This window comes from Hymenobacter ruber (assembly GCF_054783255.1).
Window position 1 is genome coordinate 1,500,608 of the sequence record NZ_BAAGQX010000004.1, and the last position, 24,506, is coordinate 1,525,113.

The 24,506-nt window shown below is 59.6% G+C and carries 24 protein-coding genes; 14 read left to right on the forward strand and 10 right to left on the reverse strand.

The features are described from left to right. Positions 1–69: 69 nt before the first annotated feature. Entirely contained in the window at positions 70–558 is a 489-nt protein-coding gene (locus ACYVM5_RS16940) for a hypothetical protein (RefSeq protein ID WP_460619282.1), read from the reverse strand. 114 nt (positions 559–672) lie between these two features. Further along, positions 673–2,190: a DEAD/DEAH box helicase gene (locus ACYVM5_RS16945; RefSeq protein WP_460619283.1), complete on the reverse strand. Its 1,518-nt coding sequence runs from the start codon at positions 2,188–2,190 to the stop codon at positions 673–675. A gap of 300 nt (positions 2,191–2,490) precedes the next feature. Between ACYVM5_RS16945 and ACYVM5_RS16950 the strand changes: the two genes are divergently transcribed. Both ACYVM5_RS16950 and ACYVM5_RS16955 read left to right on the forward strand, forming a co-directional pair. Continuing rightward, complete coding sequence (locus ACYVM5_RS16950) at positions 2,491–3,003, forward strand: NUDIX hydrolase (RefSeq protein ID WP_460619284.1); 513 nt, start codon at positions 2,491–2,493, stop codon at positions 3,001–3,003. Between the two features lie 67 nt (positions 3,004–3,070). Next, a complete protein-coding gene (locus ACYVM5_RS16955) occupies positions 3,071–3,970 on the forward strand; it encodes a hypothetical protein (RefSeq protein WP_460619285.1) in 900 nt (299 codons plus the stop codon). A 124-nt stretch (positions 3,971–4,094) separates the two neighbouring features. Here ACYVM5_RS16955 and ACYVM5_RS16960 read toward each other — a convergent pair whose 3' ends face one another. Next, positions 4,095–4,685, reverse strand: coding sequence for a hypothetical protein (locus ACYVM5_RS16960; protein WP_460619286.1), 591 nt, complete (start codon positions 4,683–4,685; stop codon positions 4,095–4,097). 228 nt (positions 4,686–4,913) lie between these two features. Between ACYVM5_RS16960 and ACYVM5_RS16965 the strand changes: the two genes are divergently transcribed. From ACYVM5_RS16965 to ACYVM5_RS16980, 4 genes are all read left to right on the forward strand, one after another. Next, positions 4,914–5,141 carry a hypothetical protein gene (locus ACYVM5_RS16965; RefSeq protein ID WP_460619287.1) on the forward strand — a complete coding sequence of 76 codons (228 nt, stop codon included), beginning with the start codon at positions 4,914–4,916 and terminating at the stop codon, positions 5,139–5,141. After that, positions 5,138–6,070: a UDP-2,3-diacylglucosamine diphosphatase gene (locus ACYVM5_RS16970; protein ID WP_460619288.1), complete on the forward strand. Its 933-nt coding sequence runs from the start codon at positions 5,138–5,140 to the stop codon at positions 6,068–6,070. Before ACYVM5_RS16965 ends, ACYVM5_RS16970 begins: the two co-directional genes overlap by 4 nt. Before the next feature lie 151 nt (positions 6,071–6,221). Then, entirely contained in the window at positions 6,222–7,274 is a 1,053-nt protein-coding gene (locus tag ACYVM5_RS16975; protein ID WP_460619289.1) for a glycosyltransferase family protein, read from the forward strand. 32 nt (positions 7,275–7,306) lie between these two features. Continuing rightward, entirely contained in the window at positions 7,307–8,764 is a 1,458-nt protein-coding gene (locus ACYVM5_RS16980; protein ID WP_460619290.1) for a glycoside hydrolase family protein, read from the forward strand. A 78-nt stretch (positions 8,765–8,842) separates the two neighbouring features. Here the strand turns inward: ACYVM5_RS16980 and ACYVM5_RS16985 are convergent, their stop codons facing one another. Continuing rightward, the gene (locus tag ACYVM5_RS16985; RefSeq protein WP_460619291.1) at positions 8,843–9,475 is read right to left on the reverse strand and encodes a hypothetical protein; all 633 of its coding nucleotides are present in this window, start codon (positions 9,473–9,475) and stop codon (positions 8,843–8,845) included. 82 nt (positions 9,476–9,557) lie between these two features. Beyond that, the gene (locus ACYVM5_RS16990; protein ID WP_460619292.1) at positions 9,558–10,310 is read right to left on the reverse strand and encodes a hypothetical protein; all 753 of its coding nucleotides are present in this window, start codon (positions 10,308–10,310) and stop codon (positions 9,558–9,560) included. A gap of 94 nt (positions 10,311–10,404) precedes the next feature. On the opposite strand from ACYVM5_RS16990, the gene ACYVM5_RS16995 reads away from it, so the two are divergent. Beyond that, positions 10,405–11,883, forward strand: coding sequence for a 3' terminal RNA ribose 2'-O-methyltransferase Hen1 (locus ACYVM5_RS16995; RefSeq protein ID WP_460619293.1), 1,479 nt, complete (start codon positions 10,405–10,407; stop codon positions 11,881–11,883). On the opposite strand, the gene ACYVM5_RS17000 is transcribed toward ACYVM5_RS16995, so the two are convergent. Both ACYVM5_RS17000 and ACYVM5_RS17005 read right to left on the reverse strand, forming a co-directional pair. Further along, entirely contained in the window at positions 11,872–12,297 is a 426-nt protein-coding gene (locus tag ACYVM5_RS17000; RefSeq protein WP_460619294.1) for a hypothetical protein, read from the reverse strand. The genes ACYVM5_RS16995 and ACYVM5_RS17000 overlap by 12 nt on opposite strands. A gap of 4 nt (positions 12,298–12,301) precedes the next feature. Next, complete coding sequence (locus ACYVM5_RS17005; RefSeq protein ID WP_460619295.1) at positions 12,302–12,871, reverse strand: hypothetical protein; 570 nt, start codon at positions 12,869–12,871, stop codon at positions 12,302–12,304. A gap of 69 nt (positions 12,872–12,940) precedes the next feature. Between ACYVM5_RS17005 and ACYVM5_RS17010 the strand changes: the two genes are divergently transcribed. After that, positions 12,941–15,733 (forward strand): polynucleotide kinase-phosphatase, encoded by a 2,793-nt coding sequence (locus tag ACYVM5_RS17010; RefSeq protein WP_460619296.1) that lies wholly within the window; start codon positions 12,941–12,943, stop codon positions 15,731–15,733. A gap of 69 nt (positions 15,734–15,802) precedes the next feature. Here the strand turns inward: ACYVM5_RS17010 and ACYVM5_RS17015 are convergent, their stop codons facing one another. Both ACYVM5_RS17015 and ACYVM5_RS17020 read right to left on the reverse strand, forming a co-directional pair. Further along, the gene (locus tag ACYVM5_RS17015; protein ID WP_460619297.1) at positions 15,803–16,672 is read right to left on the reverse strand and encodes a hypothetical protein; all 870 of its coding nucleotides are present in this window, start codon (positions 16,670–16,672) and stop codon (positions 15,803–15,805) included. Positions 16,673–16,755: 83 nt separating this feature from the next. Beyond that, a complete protein-coding gene (locus tag ACYVM5_RS17020; protein ID WP_460619298.1) occupies positions 16,756–17,355 on the reverse strand; it encodes a TMEM175 family protein in 600 nt (199 codons plus the stop codon). Between the two features lie 217 nt (positions 17,356–17,572). On the opposite strand from ACYVM5_RS17020, the gene ACYVM5_RS17025 reads away from it, so the two are divergent. The 4 genes from ACYVM5_RS17025 to ACYVM5_RS17040 all read left to right on the forward strand — a co-directional run bounded on the left by ACYVM5_RS17025 (position 17,573) and on the right by ACYVM5_RS17040 (position 21,092). Further along, entirely contained in the window at positions 17,573–18,343 is a 771-nt protein-coding gene (locus ACYVM5_RS17025) for a nucleotidyltransferase domain-containing protein (protein WP_460619299.1), read from the forward strand. Between the two features lie 25 nt (positions 18,344–18,368). Next, the gene (locus ACYVM5_RS17030; RefSeq protein WP_460619300.1) at positions 18,369–19,442 is read left to right on the forward strand and encodes a DNA polymerase beta superfamily protein; all 1,074 of its coding nucleotides are present in this window, start codon (positions 18,369–18,371) and stop codon (positions 19,440–19,442) included. Positions 19,443–19,519: 77 nt separating this feature from the next. Next, positions 19,520–20,497, forward strand: coding sequence for an ADP-ribosylglycohydrolase family protein (locus tag ACYVM5_RS17035; protein ID WP_460619301.1), 978 nt, complete (start codon positions 19,520–19,522; stop codon positions 20,495–20,497). Between the two features lie 34 nt (positions 20,498–20,531). After that, positions 20,532–21,092 (forward strand): protein-tyrosine phosphatase family protein, encoded by a 561-nt coding sequence (locus ACYVM5_RS17040; protein WP_460619302.1) that lies wholly within the window; start codon positions 20,532–20,534, stop codon positions 21,090–21,092. Between the two features lie 93 nt (positions 21,093–21,185). On the opposite strand, the gene ACYVM5_RS17045 is transcribed toward ACYVM5_RS17040, so the two are convergent. Further along, entirely contained in the window at positions 21,186–21,668 is a 483-nt protein-coding gene (locus ACYVM5_RS17045) for a hypothetical protein (protein WP_460619303.1), read from the reverse strand. Positions 21,669–21,930: 262 nt separating this feature from the next. Between ACYVM5_RS17045 and ACYVM5_RS17050 the strand changes: the two genes are divergently transcribed. Beyond that, complete coding sequence (locus tag ACYVM5_RS17050) at positions 21,931–22,161, forward strand: hypothetical protein (protein WP_460619304.1); 231 nt, start codon at positions 21,931–21,933, stop codon at positions 22,159–22,161. Between the two features lie 70 nt (positions 22,162–22,231). Then, positions 22,232–24,421 carry an ATP-binding protein gene (locus ACYVM5_RS17055; RefSeq protein WP_460619305.1) on the forward strand — a complete coding sequence of 730 codons (2,190 nt, stop codon included), beginning with the start codon at positions 22,232–22,234 and terminating at the stop codon, positions 24,419–24,421. The last annotated feature ends 85 nt before the right edge of the window (positions 24,422–24,506 follow it).

Sequence of the window (24,506 nt, forward strand, 5' to 3'; positions counted from 1 at the left end):
AGATTTTTGGCGGGGGCTTTTTCTGTATCGGGAATTTTGGCCATTATTAGGCCAAACCGTCTTAAGGGCTTAGCGCGCGGCGGCCAATACTGGCGTGGGCACGGGAGCGGTATCGAAATTGGGCAGGCTGATGCCGGCCAGTAGGTCGTGCTCCAGCAGGTCGGCCCAAGTGCGGAGGTAAAGCACAACATCGTCGCGTTGGTTGTGACGGAGGGTGTCGCGCCGCTCGAACGGAATGGCAGCCCGGATGGTGGGGTCGGAGATGCGCTCGAGGTGCGTGAGGTCGCGGCGGCTGAAGCCGAGGGCCAGCATCTCGTCGATGGTTTGGTCGATGGGCAGGCCGCTGGTGGGGCAGTAATCGGTAATCTGCCGCTCCCAGTCGCCGTAGCGCTGCATGGCGCGGGCGTGGATTTCGGCTTTGGTGAGGCGAGTGACGGTTTGGGCGAGGTGGCCGCAGTTGCAACTGCCCATGTGGCCCCACTGGTAGGGCGCTTGGGTGGCTAGGCGCTGGGCCGTGTCGCGCAGGGCTTGGATAACGGGGAGCGCGGGCTGGGCCATGATGATGGAATAATTCGCGAACAAGCAATCAGTCTTAAAAAGCAGAAGGCCCCGGAAAAAGTTTTCCGGGGCCTTCTGCTTTTTGTTTGTCCGTTGGGGCCCAAAGGCCCGTGCTTAGAACGAACCCCGACGCGTACCGCCGGCATCGCCCCGGCGACGGCCGCCCAGGTCGCCACCTTCGCGGTTGCCGCCCACGTTCACGCGGGCCCCGCCGCTGCCGAAGCGACGAGCGGTATCCGATTGGCCGTTGCCGGCCGGTGCGGCCGGACGGCTGCGCTCGCCGCTGGGACGGCCACTGCCGCTACGCTCGCCGCTGGGGCGGTCGCTGCCACGGCCGCCACCCGAGCGCCCGCCGCCCTGGCCACCGCCCGAACGACCACCGCCACCGTTTCCGCCCTCGCGGGGGCCAGAACGGGCCGGACGACCAGCCGGGCCCTTGGGCCGAATGATGCGCTCGTTGCCGTGCAGCATCACCGGTTTGATGCGACCCGATACGAAGGGATGCTCAGCTTCGACGTCAATCTGGCGGCTAATGAGCTTCTGGATATCCTGGAGATAAGCGCGCTCCTCATCTTCCACAAACGAAAACGCGGTGCCGAAAGCGCCGGCCCGGCCGGTGCGGCCGATGCGGTGCACGTAGGTTTCGGGCTCGTTGGGGATTTCGTAGTTGATGACGTGGGTCAGCTCGTCCACGTCGATGCCGCGGGCGGCGATGTCAGTAGCGACGAGCACGCGGGTGCTGCCGGCTTTGAAGTTCGACAGGGCGCGCTGGCGGTGGTTCTGGCTTTTATTGCCGTGGATGGCTTCGGCCGGAATCTGGTTGGCGGCGAGGGCTTTCACTACTTTGTCGGCCCCGTGCTTGGTGCGGGTGAACACGAGCACGCGCTTGATGCCTTTGTCCTCCAAAATGTGACGGAGCAGGGCAGGCTTGTCGTTGTTTTCAACCAGGTACACCGATTGGGTAACGGTATCGGCGGTGCTGCTGACGGGCGTTACGGCCACGCGCACCGGGTTGGGGCGCAGGATGGTGCTGGCAAGCTCCTGAATCTGGCCGGGCATGGTGGCCGAGAAGAATAGGGTCTGGCGCTTGGTGGGCAGCTTGGGCAGGATGCGCTTGATGTCGTTGATGAAACCCATGTCGAGCATGCGGTCGGCTTCGTCAAGCACGAAGACTTCTACCTGGCGCAGGTCCACGAAGCCTTGGTTCATGAGGTCGAGCAGGCGGCCGGGGGTGGCAATGAGGACTTCCACGCCGCGCTTGAGGGCCTGCACCTGCGGGTTCTGGCCCACGCCACCGAAAATAACGGTGTGGCGAATCTGGCTCAAATGGCGGCCGTAAGCGCCGAAGCTTTCGTTGATTTGGATGGCCAACTCGCGGGTTGGGGTGAGCACGAGGCAGCGAATGGCGCGCGGGGCGTGGTTGGCAACCTGGGCCGTGCGGTGCAGCACCTGCAGGATGGGCACGGTGAAGGCGGCAGTTTTGCCGGTGCCGGTCTGGGCCACGCCGAGGAGGTCTTTGCCCTCCAGCACGTGGGGAATGGCCTGCTCCTGGATGGGAGTAGGGGTGGTGTAGCCTTCTTCTTTGAGGGCTTTGAGAATGGGGTCAATCAGATTTAAATCGTCAAACGTCATAGGTTGGGTTTAGTACTGGGTACTTGGGTATCGTGTTGGCAGACAGTGGTCCGCGCAATAAGTGGTTGAGCCTGCGAGGTTACACAGGCGGGCATGGCCACGCCGGACGAGGCCAGGCGTGGGCGGGGTTTGATGGCTCGTCGGAGGCCGTCAGATTCCCTGAATGAAGAGGAATTGGGGTGAGGTGCGCTTACTTCGCGGAGACAGCCGAGGCGCGGGGCTTTGCCCGACGCAGCCGGGCAGCGGGCTGCTCCGACGGCGGCCCTGGTGACAACAAAGGTACAACACACAAATCCGACGATGCAGATTATCGAGCGCACCCGGGTCTTCAATGGCCACTACAAAGTCAACCAGCTAATCGTTCAGGACGGCGAGCACCAGCTCCGGCGCGAGCAGTTCGCGCCCGGCAAGGCCGTGGCCGCGCTGGTCTACGACACGGCCCGGCAGGTGTACGTGCTCACCCGCCAGTTCCGCATCGGCCCGGAAGCGGAGATTCTGGAAATCGCGGCCGGCATGATTGATGGCGGAGAAGCGCCCGAAACGGCCATGCGCCGCGAGATTCACGAGGAACTGGGCTACGAGGTCGATAAGCTGGAGGAAATTGTGTGCATCTGGCCCTCGCCGGGCACCAGCTCGGAGGAAATCACCGTGTACTACGCCGAAGTGAGCCACCGCACCGGCGACGGCGGCGGGCTGGCCGAGGAACACGAGAACATCGAAATGGTGGAGCTGAGCTGGGAAGCGCTAGTAGCAGAGCCGCTGCGTGATGCGAAGACGGTGATTGCGGTGCAGTGGGTGCGCCTGCGACGGTAGAATGACCGTCACTAGTTCTAAATCTATGTATAGTACAGGTGAACGTTAGAGCAATAGACAAATAAATATGAATAACCTAGAATTTCTCCTCACCAATTATGCGAAAGTAAAAGATGGTCAGTACGAGTTGTTTCTGGAAGAACACGCTTCTTTTCTAGACTGCGTACCAGAGTTGATTTTGGCAGGAGTCAATAAGCAGCAAAAAGTTGCTGAGTGGATGGAGGTATTTGAGCCACTAACCTATCAAATTGTCTCCCTCTCTAACGCTGTTCAGAACGCATTGGATGGGACAGTTCATGGTAAGCACTCTGCAAACTCAGTTGTGAGACTCGATTTGTCGACAGTGTTTATTTTGGCTCGCGCCCAATTAGAAGCTTATCTAACATTCTTCTATCTATGTATTCAGCCGCAGTCTCAAGAAGAAGCCATGCTACGTTATCAATTGTATGTAGCTAGTGGTTTGTCTATGCGTCAAACTCTTGTAAAGAGTAATAATCAGGAGTTTATTTCTAAGTTGAAGCTTGAACAAGACCGTATTGATAACTACCGAAAAGGTATCGGTAATAATAAAGTTTTCGGCGGCTACACTCCTTCTAGAAAGGGACAACTGCTAACAGAAGGCTCTAAAAAGCCCGCACGGGTGAAAAACTGGGAGCAGTTGATTTCAGATTCTCGTCTGCAAACAGAATTGTTCACCAAGTCTTGGAATCTTTATTCTAACCATGCTCATGCTGAATATATTGGTCTGATTCAAACAAGAGACTATCTACTTAGACCTGAAGATGCTCTTCGTTTGCGGCCTCATACAATGCACAAATCCTTAATGCTGATTGCCACATTTATAAAGGACCTTGTTGATTTTTTAGGTGTAGAAGAATTCTATCAAAAACTTGATGCCGAATTGATATTGAAGATTGATTTTTGGGAAAGATTCTCATCCAGTAACATTAACAAGCCAGCCCAATAATTATTTGCTAGCTGTTACTTGCTAGCTTAGAATTCAGGGTTGCCTCAGGTGCCGCGCTCAAAAGAGAGGGCGACACCCACCGCTGCGAATGTCGCCCCACTGAAGCGAAAAGAAACTATTGCAGCTACTGCGCCGCCGGTAGCTCCAGCGTGTAATCAAACGTCTGGTAGAGCTTGGCGTCGCGGATGCTGACGTTGAGCTCCTGCGGGTCCATCTTGGGGAAGGGGATGACGGCTTTGCCCTGGTAGAGGTCGCGGCCGAAGAAGCGGCCGGTGGCGGGGGCCAAGGTTTGGGTGAAGACTTCCTTGCCGGCTTTGTCGGTGGCGGTGAGGGTGAGGTTGCTCATTTCCACGCCTTTGGGGCCCTGGCGGTGCACGATAACCACCAGCGTGCCACCGGGCGGAATGGCGGCCACGCGGCGCTGGTAGGTGGTATCGGCCCAGTCGTGCAGCTTTTTGAGGTGGGTTATTTCCGTCAGAATGTCGGTATAGGAGCGGTAGCCGAGGCGGGTGAACGAACCGTCGACGTCCTGCTCCTCATCGGTGTTTTTGGTCAGGTTCTTCACGTAGGGCGACTCCGAGTCGCGCTGGGCAAAGGTGTAGCGGCTACGGCCTTTGGCGGCCTTGCCGGTGGGCTGGGCCAGGGCGGCCCCGGCGCACAGCAGGAGCAGGCTCACTGCGAAGAAATGACGGGCCAGACGGGGTAGAAACTGCATAATAAACGGTAAAATGAGGAATGAAATAAGAGGATGTGTGCCCACCAATAATTGGGGCAACAAAGAAACGGAAACCCCGCCGAAATCCGGCAAAATTCTGATTGGGCAGAATTGGACTGCATTGCCGATGCGCAAATTGATTTAAGCGTAATGCACCCGTAATCAATACTTAATTGAATGGCTTGACCTTTGAAAGCAGGATTTTCACCGGTTATAACCTTTCCTGCTATGTACTTCCCGGCTTTGATTTCGGGGCTGCGCCGCCTGGGGCGCTGGCTCGTGTACAAGTTGTTTCAGCTGGCGCTGTGGCTGGCCTATGCGCTGCACACACTGGGCAGTCTGCGCTCCGCCCTGGGTGGCGAATTTGGCCGGCGGGCGGCGGGGCCAGCCATTCGGCCGCGTCGCTCGGTGGGGCCGGCGCGTGGGGGACGGTTTAGCCATTCGACTGCCGCATGATTGTAGTACCGGTTTCGATGCCTGAAAACCCGGCGATTATTCCCGGCGAACCCTCCCGGCCCAAAACCCGCCGCAAGCGTCGGGTGCAGGTGGCCGTTATCAGCGACGTGCATCTGGGCACGTATGGCTGCCATGCCACCGAGCTGCTGCGCTACCTCAAGAGCATCCGGCCGCAGGTGCTGGTGCTCAATGGCGACATCGTGGATATCTGGCAGTTCAGCAAAAACTACTGGCCGCCGGCCCACATGCGGGTGGTGCGCTACCTGGCCGGCCTGGCCGCCAAGGGCGTGAAAATCCATTACCTGACCGGCAACCACGACGAGCTGCTGCGCAAATTTGCGGGCCTGAAGCTGGGCAATTTCCGGCTCGATAACAAGCTGGTGCTTGACCTGCCCCACGGCCGCACCTGGCTGTTTCACGGCGATGTGTTCGACGTGACCATGCGGCACTCACGCTGGCTGGCCAAGCTGGGCGGGCACGGCTACGATTTATTGATTCTGATAAACCGCTTCGTAAACTACGGGCTGGCCAAGCTGGGCCGGCCCCGCGTGGCCCTGAGCAAGCGCGTGAAAGAACGGGTGAAATCGGCGGTGGCGGCGGTGAACAATTTTGAAGAAACGGCCACCGCCATCGCCGCCGATGAAGGCTACCGCTACGTGGCCTGCGGGCACATTCATCAGCCCGAAATCAAACCGCTGAATACTGAAAAAGGGGAGGTGATTTACCTGAATTCCGGCGATTGGGTGGAGAACCTGACGGCGCTGGAATACACCACCGAGGTCGGCTGGCAGCTTTATTATTACAACGAAGACCCGACCATGCAGCAGGCAGCGGAAGCTGATGCCTCGGATGCCGCCGAGGAGCTGGCCGATGCCAACCCCGCGCAGCTGCTGGAAGGATTGTTGGCCGAGTTTAAGATTAAGGCGTAAACGTTGACGGTAAATAACAGCTACAGCCCGTCATGCAGAGCGCAGCGAAGCATCTTTACCGCAGTAGTAATTGACTAGTATCGAGGTAAAGATGCTTCGCTGCGCTCTGCATGACCGTTCGCTGCAAATAGAATTACAACCCTACCCTTAAATGTCCCGAATACTCTATGCCATCCAGGGCACTGGCAATGGCCACCTCAGCCGGGCGCTCGATGTGGTGCCGCTGCTGCAAAGCCGCTGCGAGCAGCTCGACTTGCTGGTGAGCGGCCCGCCCGCCGATTTGCCGCTGCCGTTTGAGGTAAAATACAAGGCGCAGGGCATGGGCTTTGTGTTCGGCAAAAAGGGCGGCATCAACTTCGTGAAGACGTTTGGTCAATTCAATTCGGCCAGGTTTCTGCGCGAGGTGCGGCACCTGCCGGTGGAAAGCTACGATTTGGTTATCAGTGACTTTGAGCCGGTGAGCAGCTGGGCCTGTAAAATGCGGCATGTGCCCTGCATCGCCCTCAGCCACCAGAGCGCCGTGCTGCACCCCGCCGCCCCGCGCCCCGACCGCGAAGACCCGGCCGGCCGCGCCGTACTGAAGCACTACGCGCCCAGCACGGCCCAGTACGGCTTTCATTTTCAGCGGTATGCGCCGGAAATATTTACGCCCGTTATCCGCCAGCAGGTGCGAGAGCTGAGCCCGACCAACGAGGGCCATTACACGGTGTACCTGCCGGCCTATGAGGAAGAAATTCTGGTGGAGCGGCTGCAATACCTCAGCCGCAGCGTGCGCTGGGAAGTGTTTAGCAAGCACAGCCAGCAGCCCGCTGAATACGGCAACGTGCGGGTGTGGCCCGTGAGCGGCCCGGCGTTTCTCGACAGCCTGGCCCACTCGGCCGGCGTGCTGTGCGGCGCCGGTTTCGAAACTCCAGCCGAGGCCCTCTACCTAGGTAAAAAGCTGCTGGTGATGCCCATGAAGCAGCAATACGAGCAGCAGTGCAACGCCGCCGCCCTAGAAAAAATGGGCGTGCCCGTCATCAAAAACTTCAAGGACAAAAACCTGGACAAGGTGGACCAGTGGCTGCACCAAGACCAGGTAATCCCCGTCAACTACCCCGACCAGACCGCCGCCGTAATTGACCAGCTGTTGCGGGAGCAATTGCCGGGCAATGGTGTTAAGCCAGCAAGCCGAAACAAAGAGCGTCATGCGTGGCGCGCTTAAATCCATCAATTTGATTCCTCCGCGCCCCGCGCATGATAAAGCTTCCCCCCAGCTACACCGAGCCGCTGCCAGCGGCCTTCTACCCGGCCTCGGCCCCGCTACCATTTTCAAGGGCTGATTTTGGGCCTGATTTTCAGTGGGGAGCGTCGGCCGCCGCTTACCAGACCGAGGGCGCGTGGCAGCACCAGGGCAAAGGTCCCAGCATCTGGGACGATTTTACGCGGCGAAAGGGGACCATCCGGCGCAATGAGCACGGGCGCGTAGCCGCCGATTTCTACAACCGCTACGAAACCGACCTGGACCTGGCCAGCGGCATGGGGCTGACAGACTTCCGTTTCTCGGCCGCCTGGCCCAGGGTGCTGCCCGAGGGCACCGGGGCCGTGAACCGCCGCGGCCTCGACTACTACGACCGGCTGGTGGATGCCTGCCTGGAGCGCGACCTGCGCCCCATGCTCACGCTTTACCACTGGGACTTGCCCAGCGCCCTGCAGGCGCGCGGCGGCTGGGCCAATCGTGACATCGTGGGCTGGTTTTCGGACTATGCCCAAATCATGGCTCGCCGCCTCGGCGACCGGGCGCCACAGTGGTGCGTGCTGAACGAGCCCATGGTATTTGTGGGCGCGGGGCATTTGCTGGGTATTCATGCGCCCGGCCGGCGGCACTTAGGCGCTTTTTTGGCGGCGGCCCACCACGCCACGCTGGCCCAGGCCGAGGGCGGCCGCGCCCTGCGCGCCGCGCTGCCTGCTTCGGCCCAAATCGGTACCACGTTTTCGTGCTCCTTCCTCACCCCGCACCGCCCCGGCAATGCGTACGACGAAGCTGCCACCCGCCGCGCTGATGCCCTGCTGAACCGCTTTTTCGTGGAGCCCACCCTCGGCCTGGGCTACCCCACGGCCGAGTTGCCCGCCCTGCGCTGGCTGCTGGAGCGCTACCAGAAGCCCGGCGACGAGCAGCGCATGCAGTTTGATTTTGACTTCTGGGGCATTCAGAACTACACCCGCGAGGTGGTGAAGTTCTCGCCTTGGCTGCCGCTGCAATGGGCCGCGCTGGTATCGGCCAAACAGCGCGGCGTGCCGCACACCGACATGGGCTGGGAGGTGTACCCGGAATCCATTTACCACATGCTGAAGCAGTTTGCCGCTTACCCAAATGCGCCAACGCTGCTGATAACTGAAAGTGGCTCAGCCTTCCCGGATGTGGCAACGGATGGCCGGGTGCCCGATGCAGCCCGTCGGGCTTACCTGCAGGCGGCCATCGGCCAGGTGCTACGGGCCAGGCAGGAAGGGGTGGACGTGAGCGGCTATTTTGCCTGGAGCCTGACCGATAATTTCGAGTGGGCCGAGGGCTACGGTCCCCGTTTCGGCCTCATTCACGTCGATTACGAAACCCAAGAGCGGATTGTGAAGGATTCGGGGCGCTGGTACCAGGAGTTTCTGAGCGGGGCGGTGGTGACACGGCAGCAAACACCCGCCGCCGTTGAGCGCCTGTAGCGCCGACGCTGCGAGCCCGTGTGTGCACAAACCTGAAATAAACCGGCCGATGCGCGGACTCGCAGCGTCCACGCTCCATTATAGCAGCATATCGCGACAGCTCATGAAATGCTCAATCAGCTGCTCCGGCTGCTGCTCGTCAAACTCCCCAAAGCCCAGGATGAAAGCCGGCGCGGGCTGCACAAAATGGATGGCTTCGTTCACCGCTTTGAGGTAGGGGCTGATGCGGTTTTTATCGCCGTCGGCGGCGGCGAATTCCTTGTCCCAGCGCAACAATTCCGGGTCTTTGCGTACCAGGAACGGAATGATAAAGGGGACGAAGCGCCCGAAAATCGGATTTTCATCGGTCGTCAGCCGGGTGTCGGGCCAGACGTGGAATTCGGCAAAAGAAGCTGGCGGCACCACCACGAAGGAAGTCTTCTCGACAGTCATTTCCGCGAACATTTCGAGGCGGTTGGGCTGGGCGTAGAACTGCGCGTAAGCGGCGTACCACACCGAAATGCCGGCCGGATTCACCAACTGGTAGGGGTGGAAAGAGCTGGCAATTCCCAAGCCCCCGTGGTCGCCGATGACGAGGCTGTAGAGTGTGCCAAACTTCGTTAAATCAGTCGATTGCAGGTAGGGCTGGCTGGTGAGGCCGTAGAGGTAGAAGCTGGCGAAATCATTCAGCGAAGGGCCCGTGGGCGCGGCAGGGGGGATGGTATCGGACAAAACGAAAATGGCCAGTGAGAGTGAAGTCAGCTAAGGCAAAATTCGGCATAATGGGCATTACTACAAACAGGAAAGCTTCAAGCTAGGAAATCCATAGCATCAACGCTTGCTTGATACGCCATGCGCTGTTTGTTTTTTCGACAATTAGAAGTTCGCCAAAGCCACATTTACCGCCACAATGCCAGTCATACCGGAGCAAGGCTTTGGTTTGTGTCGCGTTGAATACGGGTTTCGAAAAGCTGATGATGCCTAGTTGCTTATCCCAAGGCCGCTTATGAGTTAGTGGGCGAAAAGCAATTTTTGCAGTGCAGAGCTGAAAATCAACTGGAAAAATGTCGTTGTTCGGCAGATTCAATTGAGTAATAGCAGCTGGCATATCGGGCAGGACTATCTGAGAAAGCAAAGAATTTAGCTCTGCGAAATAGCGGCCTCCCTCAGGGGGTGTGCTATGAGGCAGGTCGATTTTTGTGAGGAAACCCCGACGTGAAGAAGTGTCTAGATAAATCGTTTTGAAATGGCTGCTGTCATTGAAAAGTCGGTTTTGCTGAACAGCATCTAGCGCTTGTTGAGCAGTTATATAGCGCTTGATTGTTGCGGTATCTTTTATGCTATAGTACCCTTGCGGAAACTGAGCGTCAAGTTGCCGCTGTATCATTTCCGAGACACTGTCGGATAAATATTTACTGTAGAAACGCTGCTCTATAAGTTCGGTAAGCACTTGGTTGTAAAGCCGCTTTTCAGGATTGGTATGTGTGCAGGGGCACTCGCGAAAGCTGGGTGGCTGCGGCTGGGCGCACATTGTCAGCAGCAGGAGCGCGAGGAAAACTAGTTTCATAAGGGATGTAAAGTTGCTAAGTGACAAAAGCTGCTGGCGTAGCTTGCCAAAACTTGCGCCCGGCTTTCCAACGCTGCGCAATCCGTAATCGTCTATGCTGCTCACCATCTCCACCACCTACCAGCCTGCCACCGACCTCGGCTACCTGCTGCACAAGAACCCCGCGCGCCTGCAAAGCATCGAAGTAGCCGGCGGCCAGGCCCACGTCTTCTACCCCGAAGCCACCGCCGAGCGCTGCACCGCCGCCCTGCTGCTCGACCTCGACCCCATCGGGCTAGTGCGCGGCCGCGGCGGCGCGCCCGGCGAAGGCTTTGCCCTGGAGCAATACGTGAACGACCGGCCCTACGTGGCTTCGTCCTTCTTGAGCGCGGCCCTGAGCAAAGCCTTCGGCACGGCCATGAACGGCACTTGCAAAGACAAGCCCGACCTGCCCGCCCAGGTCCTGCCGCTGGCCGTAAAAGTGGCCGTAGTATCCGCGCCCGGCCCCGATTGGCCGCGCCGCCTCTTCGAACCGCTGGGCTACGAGGTCGAAATCGAAACCACGCCACTCGACCCCACCATGCCCGAGTGGGGCGACAGCCGCTATTATACCCTGCACCTGCGCCACGCCGGCCTGCGCCTGCAAGACGTGTTGACGCACCTCTACGTCCTGCTCCCGGTGCTCGACAACGACAAGCACTATTACATCGGCGAGCACGAAGCTGAGAAACTGCTGCACCGCGGCGGCGACTGGCTTCCCCAGCACCCGGAGCGCGGCTTTATCACGCGGCGGTACCTGCGCTACCTGGCGGCTTATGTGAACCCGACGTTGGAGCGGTTGATGGAAGGGGAAGAGGTCAGTAGCGTGAACTCTACAAGTCCGCACATGGATGAAGAGGCAAACGGCTCAACAGAAACTACGCAGCCGGAAGTGGCACAACCGAATGACACGATGCGCGGACTCGCAGAGTCCACGCTACAGCCCAAAACGTCCCTCCACGACCAGCGCCTCCAGCAAGTCGCCCACGAAATCTACCAGCTGGCCCCCAAGCGCGTGCTCGACCTGGGCTGCGGCGAAGGCAAGCTGCTGCGCCTACTCCTGCGCCAGCCCAAAATCGAGTACATCCTCGGCATGGACGTGTCGCACCAGGCGCTGGCCCGCGCCGCCCAGCGCCTGCACCTCGACGAGATGCCCCCGCGCCAGCGCACCCGCCTCGACCTCATCCAGGGCTCGCTGCTCTACCGCGACGACCGCCTCGCCGGCTTCGACGCGGCGGCCCTGGTTGAAGTCATCGAGCACCTCGACCCGAACCGCCTCGCCGCCCTCGAAGCCGTGGTGTTTGGCCAGGCCCGCCCGGCGCACATCTTCGTCACCACCCCCAACGCCGATTACAACCAGCTTTTCGAGAAGCTAAACGCCGGCGAATTTCGCCACGACGACCACCGCTTCGAATGGTCCCGCGCCGAGTTCGCGGCCTGGGCCACCGCCGTGGCGGAGCGGCACGGGTATCAGGTGCGCCTCGTAGGGATGGGGGAGGAGGTGGAAGGCGTGGGCGCGCCTTCGCAGATGGCGGTGTTTGGGTTAATTCTCTAGCTTTTTATTGAATCCTAGTTCAATCGTGGCTTTAGCTTTTGCACTCGCAGGTTTACCTTTAAATTCCGAGAAAATGCTGTATGCATCTTCTACAGAGGTGACCCCTAATTCATTTACGGAGCGGCCCCACTGGTATAAAGCAAATTCCGAGGCCGTTGCATAGACCCCCGGCTTTATCTGCTTGCCATCGTATTCGTGGCCTTTGATGGCGGTAAAAAAATCTAATTTTCCGCCAGGTTGTGTTTCCTTTAAAATGATGGCTCTGAGCTCCGCTTGCGTCAAGTGTTGGCTTTGCGCCACCGAACTCGCAGTTGAGGTAGTAGGTGTAATTCTTTGCGAACAACCGCTATTTAAAAGGCAAATACATAATAACGAACCTGTTGCTATGTGTTTGAAGTTTCGGAAAATAGTCATTGATTTAGAGGTTTGTAGAGAATTCATCGGCCACTCTTTGCGCGATGATAAGCTGCTCCGCTTTTCTATCTCGTTTGCGCCGCTCAGCTTTTAATTCCTTAGACCAACTACAGTTATCCGAACGGAAACCAATTTCCCCGCTACCATAATAAGCTATGGTGGACCCCTGTTTTATCATCAACCCATTCATAAAGCAAGTATCATAGCCACAATCATGCTTTGAGTAAGTGCCGAAATTTCGATGATTTAACTTTTTGCTTTCCAAAATTCGTTGCTGATTGCGCCGAATATTTTCCCAAGCCTGATTCTTATCAGCAATGTTCAGGCTTTCGCCTATCGTAGTCACCGCAAAGTAGGTTTGCGGGTCTTTCAATTGCAGAAATTCAAACGTCTTCTCAAACGTCGCAACCGCCACTTTCCGCAGCGCTAGTTTCTCTTCGAGGCTGAGTTTCGTGGTTTCCACAATGGAGCGAAATAGACCCAGCGTATTGAAATCCGTGAACTTCTTGTGGTTCTCAATCAGGTGCAGGTACTCCCCGTAGGTGAGCGCGTTGAATTGCTTGCCGACTTTCATAATACTGCTTCAATAGTGGGTAGTTGTGCCTAATCTTGTATCCGGCAATTCTACGCCGTTTCCTTTCCAATGCCCCAAGATACCCTCAAAGTCCCCGAACTTTCCCTTATCATCCTCATTGGCAGCACGGGCGCGGGCAAGTCCACGTTTGCGCGGCGCTTGTTCAAACCCACGGAAATCGTGTCGTCGGATGCCTGCCGGGGCCTGGTGGCCGACGATGAAAACGACCAATCGGCCAGCAAAGACGCCTTTGAGCTGCTGTACTACTTGGTGGCCAAGCGCCTGAAGCGCGGGCTGCTCACCGTGGTCGATGCCACCAACGTGCAGGAGGAAGGCCGCAAGCCCCTGGTGGCCCTGGCCCGCCAATACCACGTGCTGCCCGTGGCCATCGTACTCGACGTGCCCGATGCTGTGGCCCAGGAGCGCAACGCCCAGCGCCCCGACCGCCGCCACCTGGGCCGGCACGTCATTGCCAGCCACCGCCAGCAGCTGCGCCGCAGCCTGCGCAACCTCAAACAGGAGGGTTTCCGGCACATCCACCACCTGCGCAACGTGGGCGAAATCGACGCCATCCAGTCCATCACCCGCGACCGCCTCTACAACAACCGCCAGGAGGAAACCGGCCCCTTCGACATCATCGGCGACGTGCATGGCTGCTACGAGGAGCTGCGCGCGCTGCTGGAAAAACTGGGGTATCAGATTACGGAAGAGCCGATTACGGATGTGCGGGATTTGGGCGTGCGGGTGGTAGCGCCATTGGTAGGTAGAGACGCGACACTTCGCGTCTCCTCGTTGAACGATGCGGAAACCAACGATTCTAGCGGCGCAGACGCTGAGATGCGAAGTGTCGCGTCTCTACAATCGGCAGACGGAGCGCACCGCAAAGCCATCTTCCTCGGCGACCTCGTGGACCGTGGCCCCGCCTCCCCGCAAGTCCTGCGCCTGGTGATGAGCATGGTGCGCGACGGCAGCGCCCTCTGCGTGCCCGGCAACCACGACATCAAGCTCCTGCGCCACCTCAACGGCAAAAATGTCACCATCAACCACGGCCTGGCCGAAACCCTGGCCCAGCTCGAACCCGAGTCCGAAGCCTTCAAAAGCGAAGTGCGGCGCTTCCTCGACGGCCTGGTGAGCCACTACGTGCTCGACGGCGGCAAGCTGGTCGTGGCCCACGCCGGCCTCACCGAGGAGATGCAGGGGCGCGGCTCGGGGGCCGTGCGGGCCTTCGCGCTGTTTGGCGAAAGCACCGGCGAGATTGACGAATTCGGCCTGCCCGTGCGCTACGAATGGGCCCGCGAGTACCGGGGCCGCGCCATGGTCGTCTTCGGCCACACGCCCGTGCCCGATGCCGAATGGCTCAACAACACCATCGACCTCGACACCGGCTGCGTGTTCGGCGGCCGCCTCACCGCTCTGCGCTACCCCGAGCGCGAACTCGTGGCCGTGCCCGCCGCGCAGGTTTACTGCGAACCGGCAAGGCCGCTCAACTACCGCAGCCGTAGTGCGACAAGTAGCGCGGACTTTGTAGTCCGCGACCCAGAACAATCCCCCGATTCGCGGACTACAGAGTCCGCGCTACAGTCCGCCCAGCACGAAAACGACGACCTGCTCGACATCCGCGACGTCACCGGCAAGCAGTTCATCGAAACCCGGCTGCTGCGCGGCGTCACCATCCGCGAGGAAAACGCCGTGGCCGCCCTGGAAGTGATATCGCGCTTCGCCCTGCACCCCAAGTGGCTGCTGTACCTGCCGCCCACCATGTCGCCCACCGAAACCTCGGCCCTGCCCGACCTGCTCGAACACCCCGCCGAAGCCTTCGACTACTACAAGCGCCTCGGCGTGGAGCGCGTGGTGTGCGAAGAAAAGCACATGGGCAGCCGCGTGGTCGTGGTGCTGGGCCGCGACGAAGCCGCCATCCAGCGCCGCCTGGGGCTGGTGGGCGAGGGCATCGGCAAGTGCTACACCCGCACCGGCCGCAACTTCTTCACCGACGCCGCCCTCGAAACCGCCTTCCTCGCCCGCCTGCGCGACGCCCTGAGCACGGCCGGCTTCTGGGAGAAATTCGACACCGACTGGGTCTGCCTCGATGCCGAGCTGCTGCCCTGGTCGGCCAAAGCCCAGGAGCTGGTCAAAACCCAGTACGCCGCCGTGGCTGCTGCCGCCCTCGCCGCCCTGCCCCAGGTCGAAGCCGCCCTCACCGAAGCCGCCGCCCGCCAGCTCGACGGCGCCGAAGCCTTGCTGGCCCGCACCACCGCCCGCCACCAGGCCGCCACCCACTACGCCGACGCCTACCGCCGCTACTGCTGGCCCGTCCTCTCGCTCGACGACCTCAAGCTGGCGCCCTTCCACCTGCTCGCCACCGAAGGCCGCACCTACTTCGACCGCGACCACGCCTGGCACATGGAAACCCTGCGCTCCCTCGCCCTCGCCGATGCTGCCGCACCCGGCCCCGGCCTGCTCCGCGCCACGTCCTACCGCGTCGTCCCCCTCCAGGACCCCGCCGAAGTAGAAGCCGCCATCCAGTGGTGGACCGACCTCACCGCCGCCGGGGGCGAAGGCATGGTGGTGAAGCCCTACGACTTTGTGCCCCAGGGCAAAGGCGGCCTGCTCCAGCCCGCCCTCAAGTGCCGCGGCCGCGAGTACCTGCGCATCATCTACGGCCCCGATTACCTGCTGCCCGGCAACCTCGACCGCCTCCGCCAGCGCAACGTGAAAGCCAAGCGCAACCTCGCCCTGCGCGAGTTCGCCCTCGGCGTGGAGGGCTTGGAGCGCTTCGTGGCCCGGCAGCCCCTGCGCCGGGTGCACCAGTGCGTCTTCGGCGTGCTGGCGTTGGAAAGCGAAGCAGTGGACCCGCGTTTATAAACTTAGGGCGCGGATAAACAATATTTTGCTTCCGGGTGCGGAAATGTCAGGTCGAATAAGAAGCTATTTCTAGTATTCTTGAACAATGCTATTGAGTTGGGCTTGCTTGGAAGAGTATTTAAAGAGCGAAGTATTGCTCATAATTGAACCGGTAACAATTTGACGAATAGATTCTTTACTGGCATTTTCTGCGTGTAGACAGGCGTAGTGAGAAAGTAGCACATCGTAGTAAGTATTGGTATAATAGAACTTGTAGCTCTGCGGACCACTTTCACCGGATATGTAAATTGGAAAATCAGTGAAATCCAAATCAGTATACCTGTAATAGGCTGCTCCGTTGAATTTTGGGTATTTCTGGATGGTGGCCAACGCTAGTTTGGTTCTGGTGGGTTGCAAATGCATATATCCCCAGATGGTTTTTCCACAAACATTCATGCACTGTAAAAAAAATATGGCCTTCTCCGTGTTATTATTCAATCCATAGCTATCGGGAATGAAATTATAAGCAGCTAAATTAAACGGCTTGTTTTTGTTTCCGACGGCGGTGAATAGCAAGGCATAATATTTGCCTATCAGGATGTTGCGCGTGAATTGCTGCCTGCGTACCTCTTCAATCCTCGCTTCGTTGCCATTGTAAGTGAAGCTTAGCTGGGCGATGTAATAAATTTCCTTTAGAGTAGAATCACTGGGTAAATTCAGGTATTCGGGTGTCAGTAAGACGTTGCTGGGGGTAATAGTCTGAGCAATGAATTTTGCAGCGGACTTAATATTATCGGGCGCATCATCTACCAGTTTATGTACAAACTCTGCAGTTGGCTTTTCTTCCGACATATATTTTCGGTATGCTTGAGACAACGTAATTAGCTGCTGGTTGTCAATATTTTGACCAAAAGAAAGTTGGACAGGCAACAGAAGAAGAAGAGTGATAATTGTTTTCATATGATGCGCACTGGCAAGCCGGACCGTGAAAGAGAGGAATTAGTTAAATGAAGGTAGTGGCCTCCTGCATAACAGTAGCTTCCTCACACAGCGTTATCTGCTCCAACCCGATGTGCTAGCGTGCGCTCAATGCGGCGGTCGGGGATGAGCCACATCAGCGCCACGGCCACGTAGATGCCGCCCGCCACCCACGGCTGCCAGAAGCTGGCCGCGATGCCCACCAAGTAGAGCGGGGGCGACGACAGGCCCTTGAAGTCGCGCCCAATGGCGCGGGCCAGCGTCGAATTTGGGCCTTCGAGTGCAATAATGCGGCTCTGCAGAATCCAGTAGGCCACGCCCGCCATCAGCAGCATGGCCCCGTAAATGGCGAGCGTGGCGGGGGCGAAGTGGTTTTCACCCATCCAGCCCGTGGCGAAGGGCACCAGCGAGAGCCAGAACAGCAGGTGCAGATTGGCCCATAGAATGCCGCCGGATACTTTGGTGGTGCCGGCCAGCATCATGTGGTGGTTGTTCCAATAAATGCCGATGTAGATGAAGCTCAGCACGTAGCTGAGCACCACGGGCAGCAGGGGTTTCAGGGCCGTGAAATCGGCCCCGTGCGGCACCTTGATTTCCAGCACCATGATGGTGAGGATGATGGCCAGTACGCCATCGCTGAAAGCTTCGAGTCGTCCTTTGTGCATGCGGGAGGGGCAGCGGGCTGCCGGGGAGCAAGGGGTGAGGTGCTAAAGTAGCGCCATGCAGCGGCTCCTGCTACTTTCGTGGCCTGCCAATTAGTTGAACGTCATGCTGAGCTTGTCGAAGCATCTCTACCGCGAAGAGTAATCATTTACTGCTGCGGTAGAGATGCTTCGACAAGCTCAGCATGACGTTCTTTAAAAACTGTCCTCACTCTCGCCCATGCAAACCCGCATTTCCACTGCCCTTCGCCAACTCGAAACTACCCACGGTATCTGCATTCTCTACGCCTGCGAGTCGGGCAGCCGCGCCTGGGGCTTTCCTTCGCCTGATTCCGATTTCGACGTGCGCTTCATCTACTGCCACCCGCCGGCCTGGTACCTCACGCTGGACGAAGGTCCCGATACCCTGAATTTCCCCGTCGATGACGAGCTGGACCTCGCGGGCTGGGAGCTGCGCAAAGCCTTGCGCCTGCTGCGCAGTTCCAATGCCTCGGTATTTGAGTGGCTGCAATCGCCCACCGTTTATTACGAGGCGTTGGACTTTCGCGCCCGGCTGGCCCCGCTCTTGCCCGCTGCCTTCAACCTGAAAGCCGGCTTGCACCACTACCTGGGCCAGTTGCGGCGCGGCGTGGAAGAAGACCTGACCGGCGACGAAGTGCGCCTGAAACGCTTGTTCTACGCCCTGCGCTCGGCCCTGGCCGCCCGCTGGATTCGGGAGCGCCACACATTGCCGCCCATGGAGTTTGCGCCGTTGCGGGAGCTGCTGCCAGCGGCCTTAGCGCCGGCAGTTGATGAGTTATTGCACGCCAAAACGACTGCGAACGAAAAAACGACCGTACTCCGTCCCAGCGCGGTAGTGGCTTTTCTGGGAGCAGAATATGCGGCTGGCCAGGCGGCGCGTGATACGTTGCCAGTGCTGCGGGCTGGCGCTATTGCGGGAAGTATTGACGAGGCGTTTCGAGCCTTGCTGAGCGAAGCATCCATCAATTAATCTCAGCTGGATTAAAAATTGTCTCATGACCATTGCCGACCTGCGCCGCCAAAATCTTATTCTTTTCGAAGCCATCAGCGGCAGCCGGGCCTACGGCACCAATCTGCCGCATTCTGATACGGATTTAAAGGGCGTATTTATCCTGCCCGAAGACCAGTTTTTCGGCCTCGATTACATTCCACAAATTGCCAACGAAACCAACGACGAGGTTTTTTACGAGCTGCGCCGTTTCGTGGAATTATTGCTGAAAAATAATCCCACCGTGCTCGAATTATTGGGCACGCCGGCCGACTGCGTTATTTATAAACATCCGCTATTTGAGCAGTTTCAAGCCGCCGATTTTCTCTCGAAACTCTGCCGCCAAAGCTTCGCCGAATACGCGGTGGCGCAAATTCGCAAAGCCCGCGGCCTGAACAAGAAAATCAACCACCCCGAGCCCCCGGCCCGCAAATCGGTGCTCGATTTCTGCTACGTGACGGCCGGCGCGGGTGCGCAGCCCGCCACCGACTGGCTGGCCCGCCATAGCTACGAAACTGCGCAGTGCGGCCTGGCCAACGTGCCGCATCTCACCGATTTATACGCCTTGTTTATTGATGCTACGCCCGGGCGCACGCTCGGATACCGTGGGCTGGTGCGCGATGCCGAAACCTCGCAGGACGTACTGCTTTCGGCCGTACCAAAAGGGGAGGAACCCGTGGCGTATTTGTCCTTCAATCGAAACGGGTACAGCACGTACTGCCGCGTGTTTCGGGAGTATTGGGAGTGGGTGGAAAAGCGCAACGCCGAGCGGTACCAAAACACGGTGCAGCACGGAAAGAATTACGATGCCAAAAATATGCTGCACGTTTTTCGGCTGCTTCAAATGGCTGAGGAAATTGCCGAAACCGGCCAGCTGCACGTCCGCCGCCCCAACCGCGAATTCCTGCTGCAAATCCGGCGCGGCGAATTTGAATACGAGCAGCTCGTGGCCGATGCCGACCAGCTGGTGACCAAAGTAGAGGCAGCTTTCGCTAATTCGGCACTGCCCGATGCCCCCGACAGAGCTGCCGCCGAGCAATTGCTGCGGCAGGTGCGCCAGTCTTTCTATGCGCTGGCTTAGCTTGTTGGTCCATGCTCATGCCGTAGGCCACTTTAGTGCTTTCTTGCTGCCCAAAACCTTATTTCTCCCTTCCCACAATGCTTCAAGCTACCAATGAACAAGCCCGTGCCGCCCTCCTAGGCCTGGCCGTGGGCGACGCCCTCGGCGTACCCGTAGAGTTTTTGTCCCGTATCGCCCGCCGCCAAGACCCTGTGACCGGGATGCGCGCTTTCGGCACCCACCGCCAGCCCGCCGGCACTTGGTCCGACGATTCTTCGCTCACCTTTTGTCTGGCCGAAACCCTGGCCCGTCCCGGCGGCCGCAGCGGCGCCCCCGATTTGGCCGATTTTGCCCGGCGCAGCATTAACTGGCTTTATCAATCCTATTGGACGGCGCATGGCGAAACCTTCGACGTGGGCAATGCCACCCGCACCGCCATCAGCCACCTACAACGCGGCACCGCTCCCACGGCCGCCGGGCCGCGCTCCGAATCCGACAACGGCAACGGGGCGCTGATGCGGATTCTGCCCCTAGTATTCCACGAAATCTGGCGGGCCGAGCCTCTGGACATGGATGCCGCCTGGGCGCTCACGGAGGCCGTGGCCAGCGTCACGCATGGCCACCCGCGTTCCACCCTGGGCTGTTTTCTGTACCTGCTGGTGGCGCGGGGGCTACTGATAGGCAGCTCACCCGCAGATGCTTTTTTGCAGATGCGCCAACTAGCGAATCCGTGGTTGGAAAGGGGCAGCATTCCGGCGGTTGTTGAGGCCAAATATTATCGACAGTGGGTGCTTTCCGGAACATTGCCTGACCAACCGGAAAGCGTCATCTCCTCCTCCGGTTACGTCGTCGATACCCTCGAAGCGGCCCTGTGGTGCCTGCTGGAGCACGACACATACGCCGCTACCGTGCTGGCCGCCGTGAACCTCGGCGATGACACCGATACCACCGGGGCTGTAGCCGGCGGCCTGGCCGGCTTGGTCTATGGTGAGGCCGGCATCCCGGCCGAGTGGCTGGCTGTGCTGGCCCGCCGGGCCGATATTGAGGACCTGGCCGGGCGGCTGGCGGGCGGGTAAGCTGAGCATTTCGCAACTTTCCGTACCTTCTGTCATGAATACTATTCCCGCCCCCCGTCCGCTGCCCAACTCGTACTGGGCCACCCCGTTATTGCTGGCCTCCGAATACCCCGGCGCTAAGCTGGAGGCCGATGCCGCGCACCGCCTCGACCTGCTGCTGGCCGCCGGCATCCGCGACTTCTACGACCTCACCGAGGCCACCGAGCCGCTCGAACCCTACGAGGACCTGCTGCGCGCCCGCGCCGCCCACCTGGGCCTGGCCGCCGAGAGCGTGCGTTTCCGCCGCTTCCCCATTCCCGACGTGAGTGTGCCCACGCCTAAGCGCCTGGCCGAGGTGCTGGCAGCCATCGAAGACAGTGCCGCCTCCGGCCGCCGGGCCGTGGTGCATTGCTGGGGCGGCGTGGGCCGCACAGGCACCGTGGTGGGCTGCTACCTGCGGCAGCACTTCGGCCTGAGCGGCGACCAGGCCCTGGCTCGCATTGCCGAGGAGTGGAAAGGCATGGAAAAGAGCCACCGCGTACCCCGCTCGCCCGAAACCGCCGAGCAGGCCGCCTACGTGCGCGGGTTCGAGCCCGTGCCGGCGGCTGTCGAATAAGGGTTTCCTAAAAACGGTCATTCCGACGCAGGAGGAATCTGGAGAATAATAGTTCTCAGATTCCTCCTGCGTCGGAATGACCGTTTTTAGTGCTTAGTTCACAGGAGTAGTCGCGGCAGGCGTGAGTTTCACACCGGTGTAGAGGTTTGGGTTGCTCACCGAGGCAATGGGCTCGATGCTCAGGCGTTTGTCGTATTTGCTCACGTTGGCCAGCTTGAGCAGTGTGGTATAGTCGGAAGTCAGCCCGCTTTTGGTTTTAATGAAATAGCTGTTGACGTGCAGCGTGGTAGGGTCATAGCTCACTTCCAGCGCGGTGGTATCGCGCCAGTAGGTGTAGAGGGCCTCGGTAGCGCCCGCCGACGATTCGCGCGGAGTGCGGTCGTGGTCGGGGCGGATGGACTGGCTAATCAGGGGCCGGGCAATCTGGTCGGCATTCATGCCCAGCAGAGCGGGTACATCGAAAGCCCGCTGCACGGCGGGCACAGTGGAAACGGTTGGGGTTTCGACCACGGGACGGTCGGTGCTGGCGCAGCTCAGCAGCAGGGCCAGCGGCAGGAGGGGGGCGTAGCGCTTCATAAACGAATGGTAATGTGAACAGAACTGCTACGTAAGCGGCTCATTCATGGATGAATCCGGCCAAGGCGTTTTTTGGTTAGCCGCCCGATTTGCTGAGAATGCCATCCTGTTTGGGAGGCTTCCAAAATCTGTTTTCTGCACCGCCTGGAACCGGGATTCAGCATTTTGGCAATAGCGAATTTCTGGATGTGATAGGAAAAATATAATCAATATATTATTTATTATATTTACAATATTCTGTTCACTGTTAGCTCCTGCGGCCATGAAACCTCACCCCACCATCGAAGAAAAAGTTGTTTCCCAGGATAACTGGAACGAGGCCGTCGAGGCGCACACCCAACGGCTGGGCACGGACCCCGACTATTCCCAGTACCCGCCGGTGGTCATTTTCCGGGCTGTCGACCAGGATTATGAGCTGCATCTGGTCGAAACCAACACCCTCCGCGACAGCGGCGAAGTGGTGGCGGGCGTGATTCACAACCCGAACATCTGAAGAGTTGCCTGGCCGGCTGGCTTACGCATGGCTGCCCCAGGCAAGAACCTGATTTTTTGCGCTCATCGGCATGAAATTCTTCGCGATTCTGCTGTGCATGAGCCTGACAGTGTACTCTCTACCGGTGGCTGGGCAGGTGCCCCGTTCCCCAGGCCCGCCGCCGGCGCTATCCCGCCCGGCCCGGCCCGATACGGCCCGCGTGCGCCAGCTGCTGCAAGCCGCGCAGCAATGGAGTACCGCCGACATTCCGCGCGCTATCCGGCTGAGCCAGCAGGCGTTGGGGCTGGCCCGGCAGCTTCACGACCCGGTGGGCGAGGGCCAGGCCCTGCTGCGCCTGAGCACCCTGCACCGCCGCCACAACGATTTCGCGCTGGCCCGCCGCCTGGCCCGGCAGGCGCAGGCGCTATTTGTGCGGCGGCACGACCCCCAGGGCCAGGGTCGTGCCTGGCTCCAGCTCAGCCTGATTGATATGCTTCAGGGCAACCCCGTGCCGGCCCTGGCCTCGGGTCTCAAAGGCCTGCGCCTGGCCGAGCAGGCGGGCGACGCGCAGACGAAAATCCGCCTGCAAGCCACGCTGGGCGATATCTACTACAAAATGGGCAGCTACGACGAGGCCCTGCCCGCGCTGCAAATAGCCCTGGCCGGCGGCCGGCGCACCCACGACCAGCAGGTGACCCTGCTGGCCCTGAACGGCTTGGGCAACTCGTTTCAGATGCTGAAAAAATGGCCCCAGGCCATCTATTACTACCAGCAGGCGCTGGCCCTGAGCCGGCAGCTCGGCGATGCCATCGGCGAAACCGGCAGCGAAACCAGCCTGGCCGAAGTGTATGGCCTGCAGGGCGACCAGGCGGCGGCCCTGGCCCACGGCCTGCGCGCCCAGCAGCTGGTGCGCGCCACCCACGACGACTACAACCTGCCCGCCGTGGAGCTGATGCTGGCCCGCGCCTACCTGCTGGCCCACCAAACCGATAGCGCCGTGGCCCTGGCCCGGCACGGCCTGCAGCTCAGCCAGCAGGCGCGCAGCAACGAGAACATCCGCAACGCCAGCGACATTCTGGCCCAGGCCTACGCCCAGCGCCACGATTTTGCGCAGGCCTACTACTTCCGCAACCTGCACCTGGCCTACAACGACACCCTCTCGGGCGAGGACACCCGCCGCCGCACCAGCCGCCTGCGCTACGACTACGAGCTGACCAGCAAGCAGGCCCAGATTGACCTGCTCACCAAAACCCGTCAGCTCCAGGCCCAGAAGGCGGCCCGGCAGCGCCTGCAGCTTAATGGACTGCTGGCCGGGCTGGCCGGCGTGCTGCTGGTGGCGGGGCTCCTGTGGCGCAACATCTACCTCAAGCAGCGGGCCAACCGCCACCTGAACGAGATGAACACCCAGATTGCCGCCCACCGCGACCAGCTCAACCGCACCCTTACCGAGCTCCAGGCTACCCAGGCCCAGCTGGTGCAGCGTGAGAAGATGGCCTCGCTGGGCGAAATGACGGCCGGCGTGGCCCACGAAATCCAGAACCCGTTGAATTTCGTGACCAATTTCTCGGACCTGAACGTAGAGTTGCTAGCCGAATTGCAAGCCGAGTTGGCCGGGGAGCATCTCTCCACCAGCGCCCGGGAAAATATTCAGCAGTTGCTGGAGGACCTGACCCTGAACCAGGTCAAGATTCAGGAGCACGGGGCTCGCGCCGACCGCATCGTGAAACGGATGCTGGAGCACTCGCACCCCAGCAGCGGCGCCCGCCAGGCCACCGACCTCAACGCCCTGGCCGAGGACAGCCTGCGCCTGGCCTACCACGGCTGGTGCGCCCGCAACAAGGACTTCAGCGCCACCCTCACCACCGATTTGGACCCCCACCTCCGGCCCGTACCGGCCGTGGCCCAGGACCTGAGCCGCGTACTCATGAACCTGCTCACCAATGCTTTCTACGCCGTGACCGAAAAAAGTAAGCACGCCGATGCCGCCTACCGCCCCGAAGTGCAGGTGCAAACCCGCCAAACCGACCACGCCGTTGAGATTCGGGTGCGCGACAACGGGGCCGGCATTCCGCTGGCGGTGCGCGAGAAAATCTTCCAGCCCTTTTTCACCACCAAGCCCACCGGCGAAGGTACTGGGCTGGGGCTGTCGCTGAGCTACGACGTTATCACGAAGGGCCACGGCGGGGCTTTGAGCGTGGAGAGCCAGGAGGGTGAGTATTGCCAATTTACTATTAGTCTGCCCGTTACAATTGAGGAAATGGTAGAAAGGGCAACTGCTTGATTTTATATAGTATTTATTGAATATATTTAGATAATTGCTTGTTATAAACTGAACATTAGCCAACTGCCTAGTGCACATGAAATAA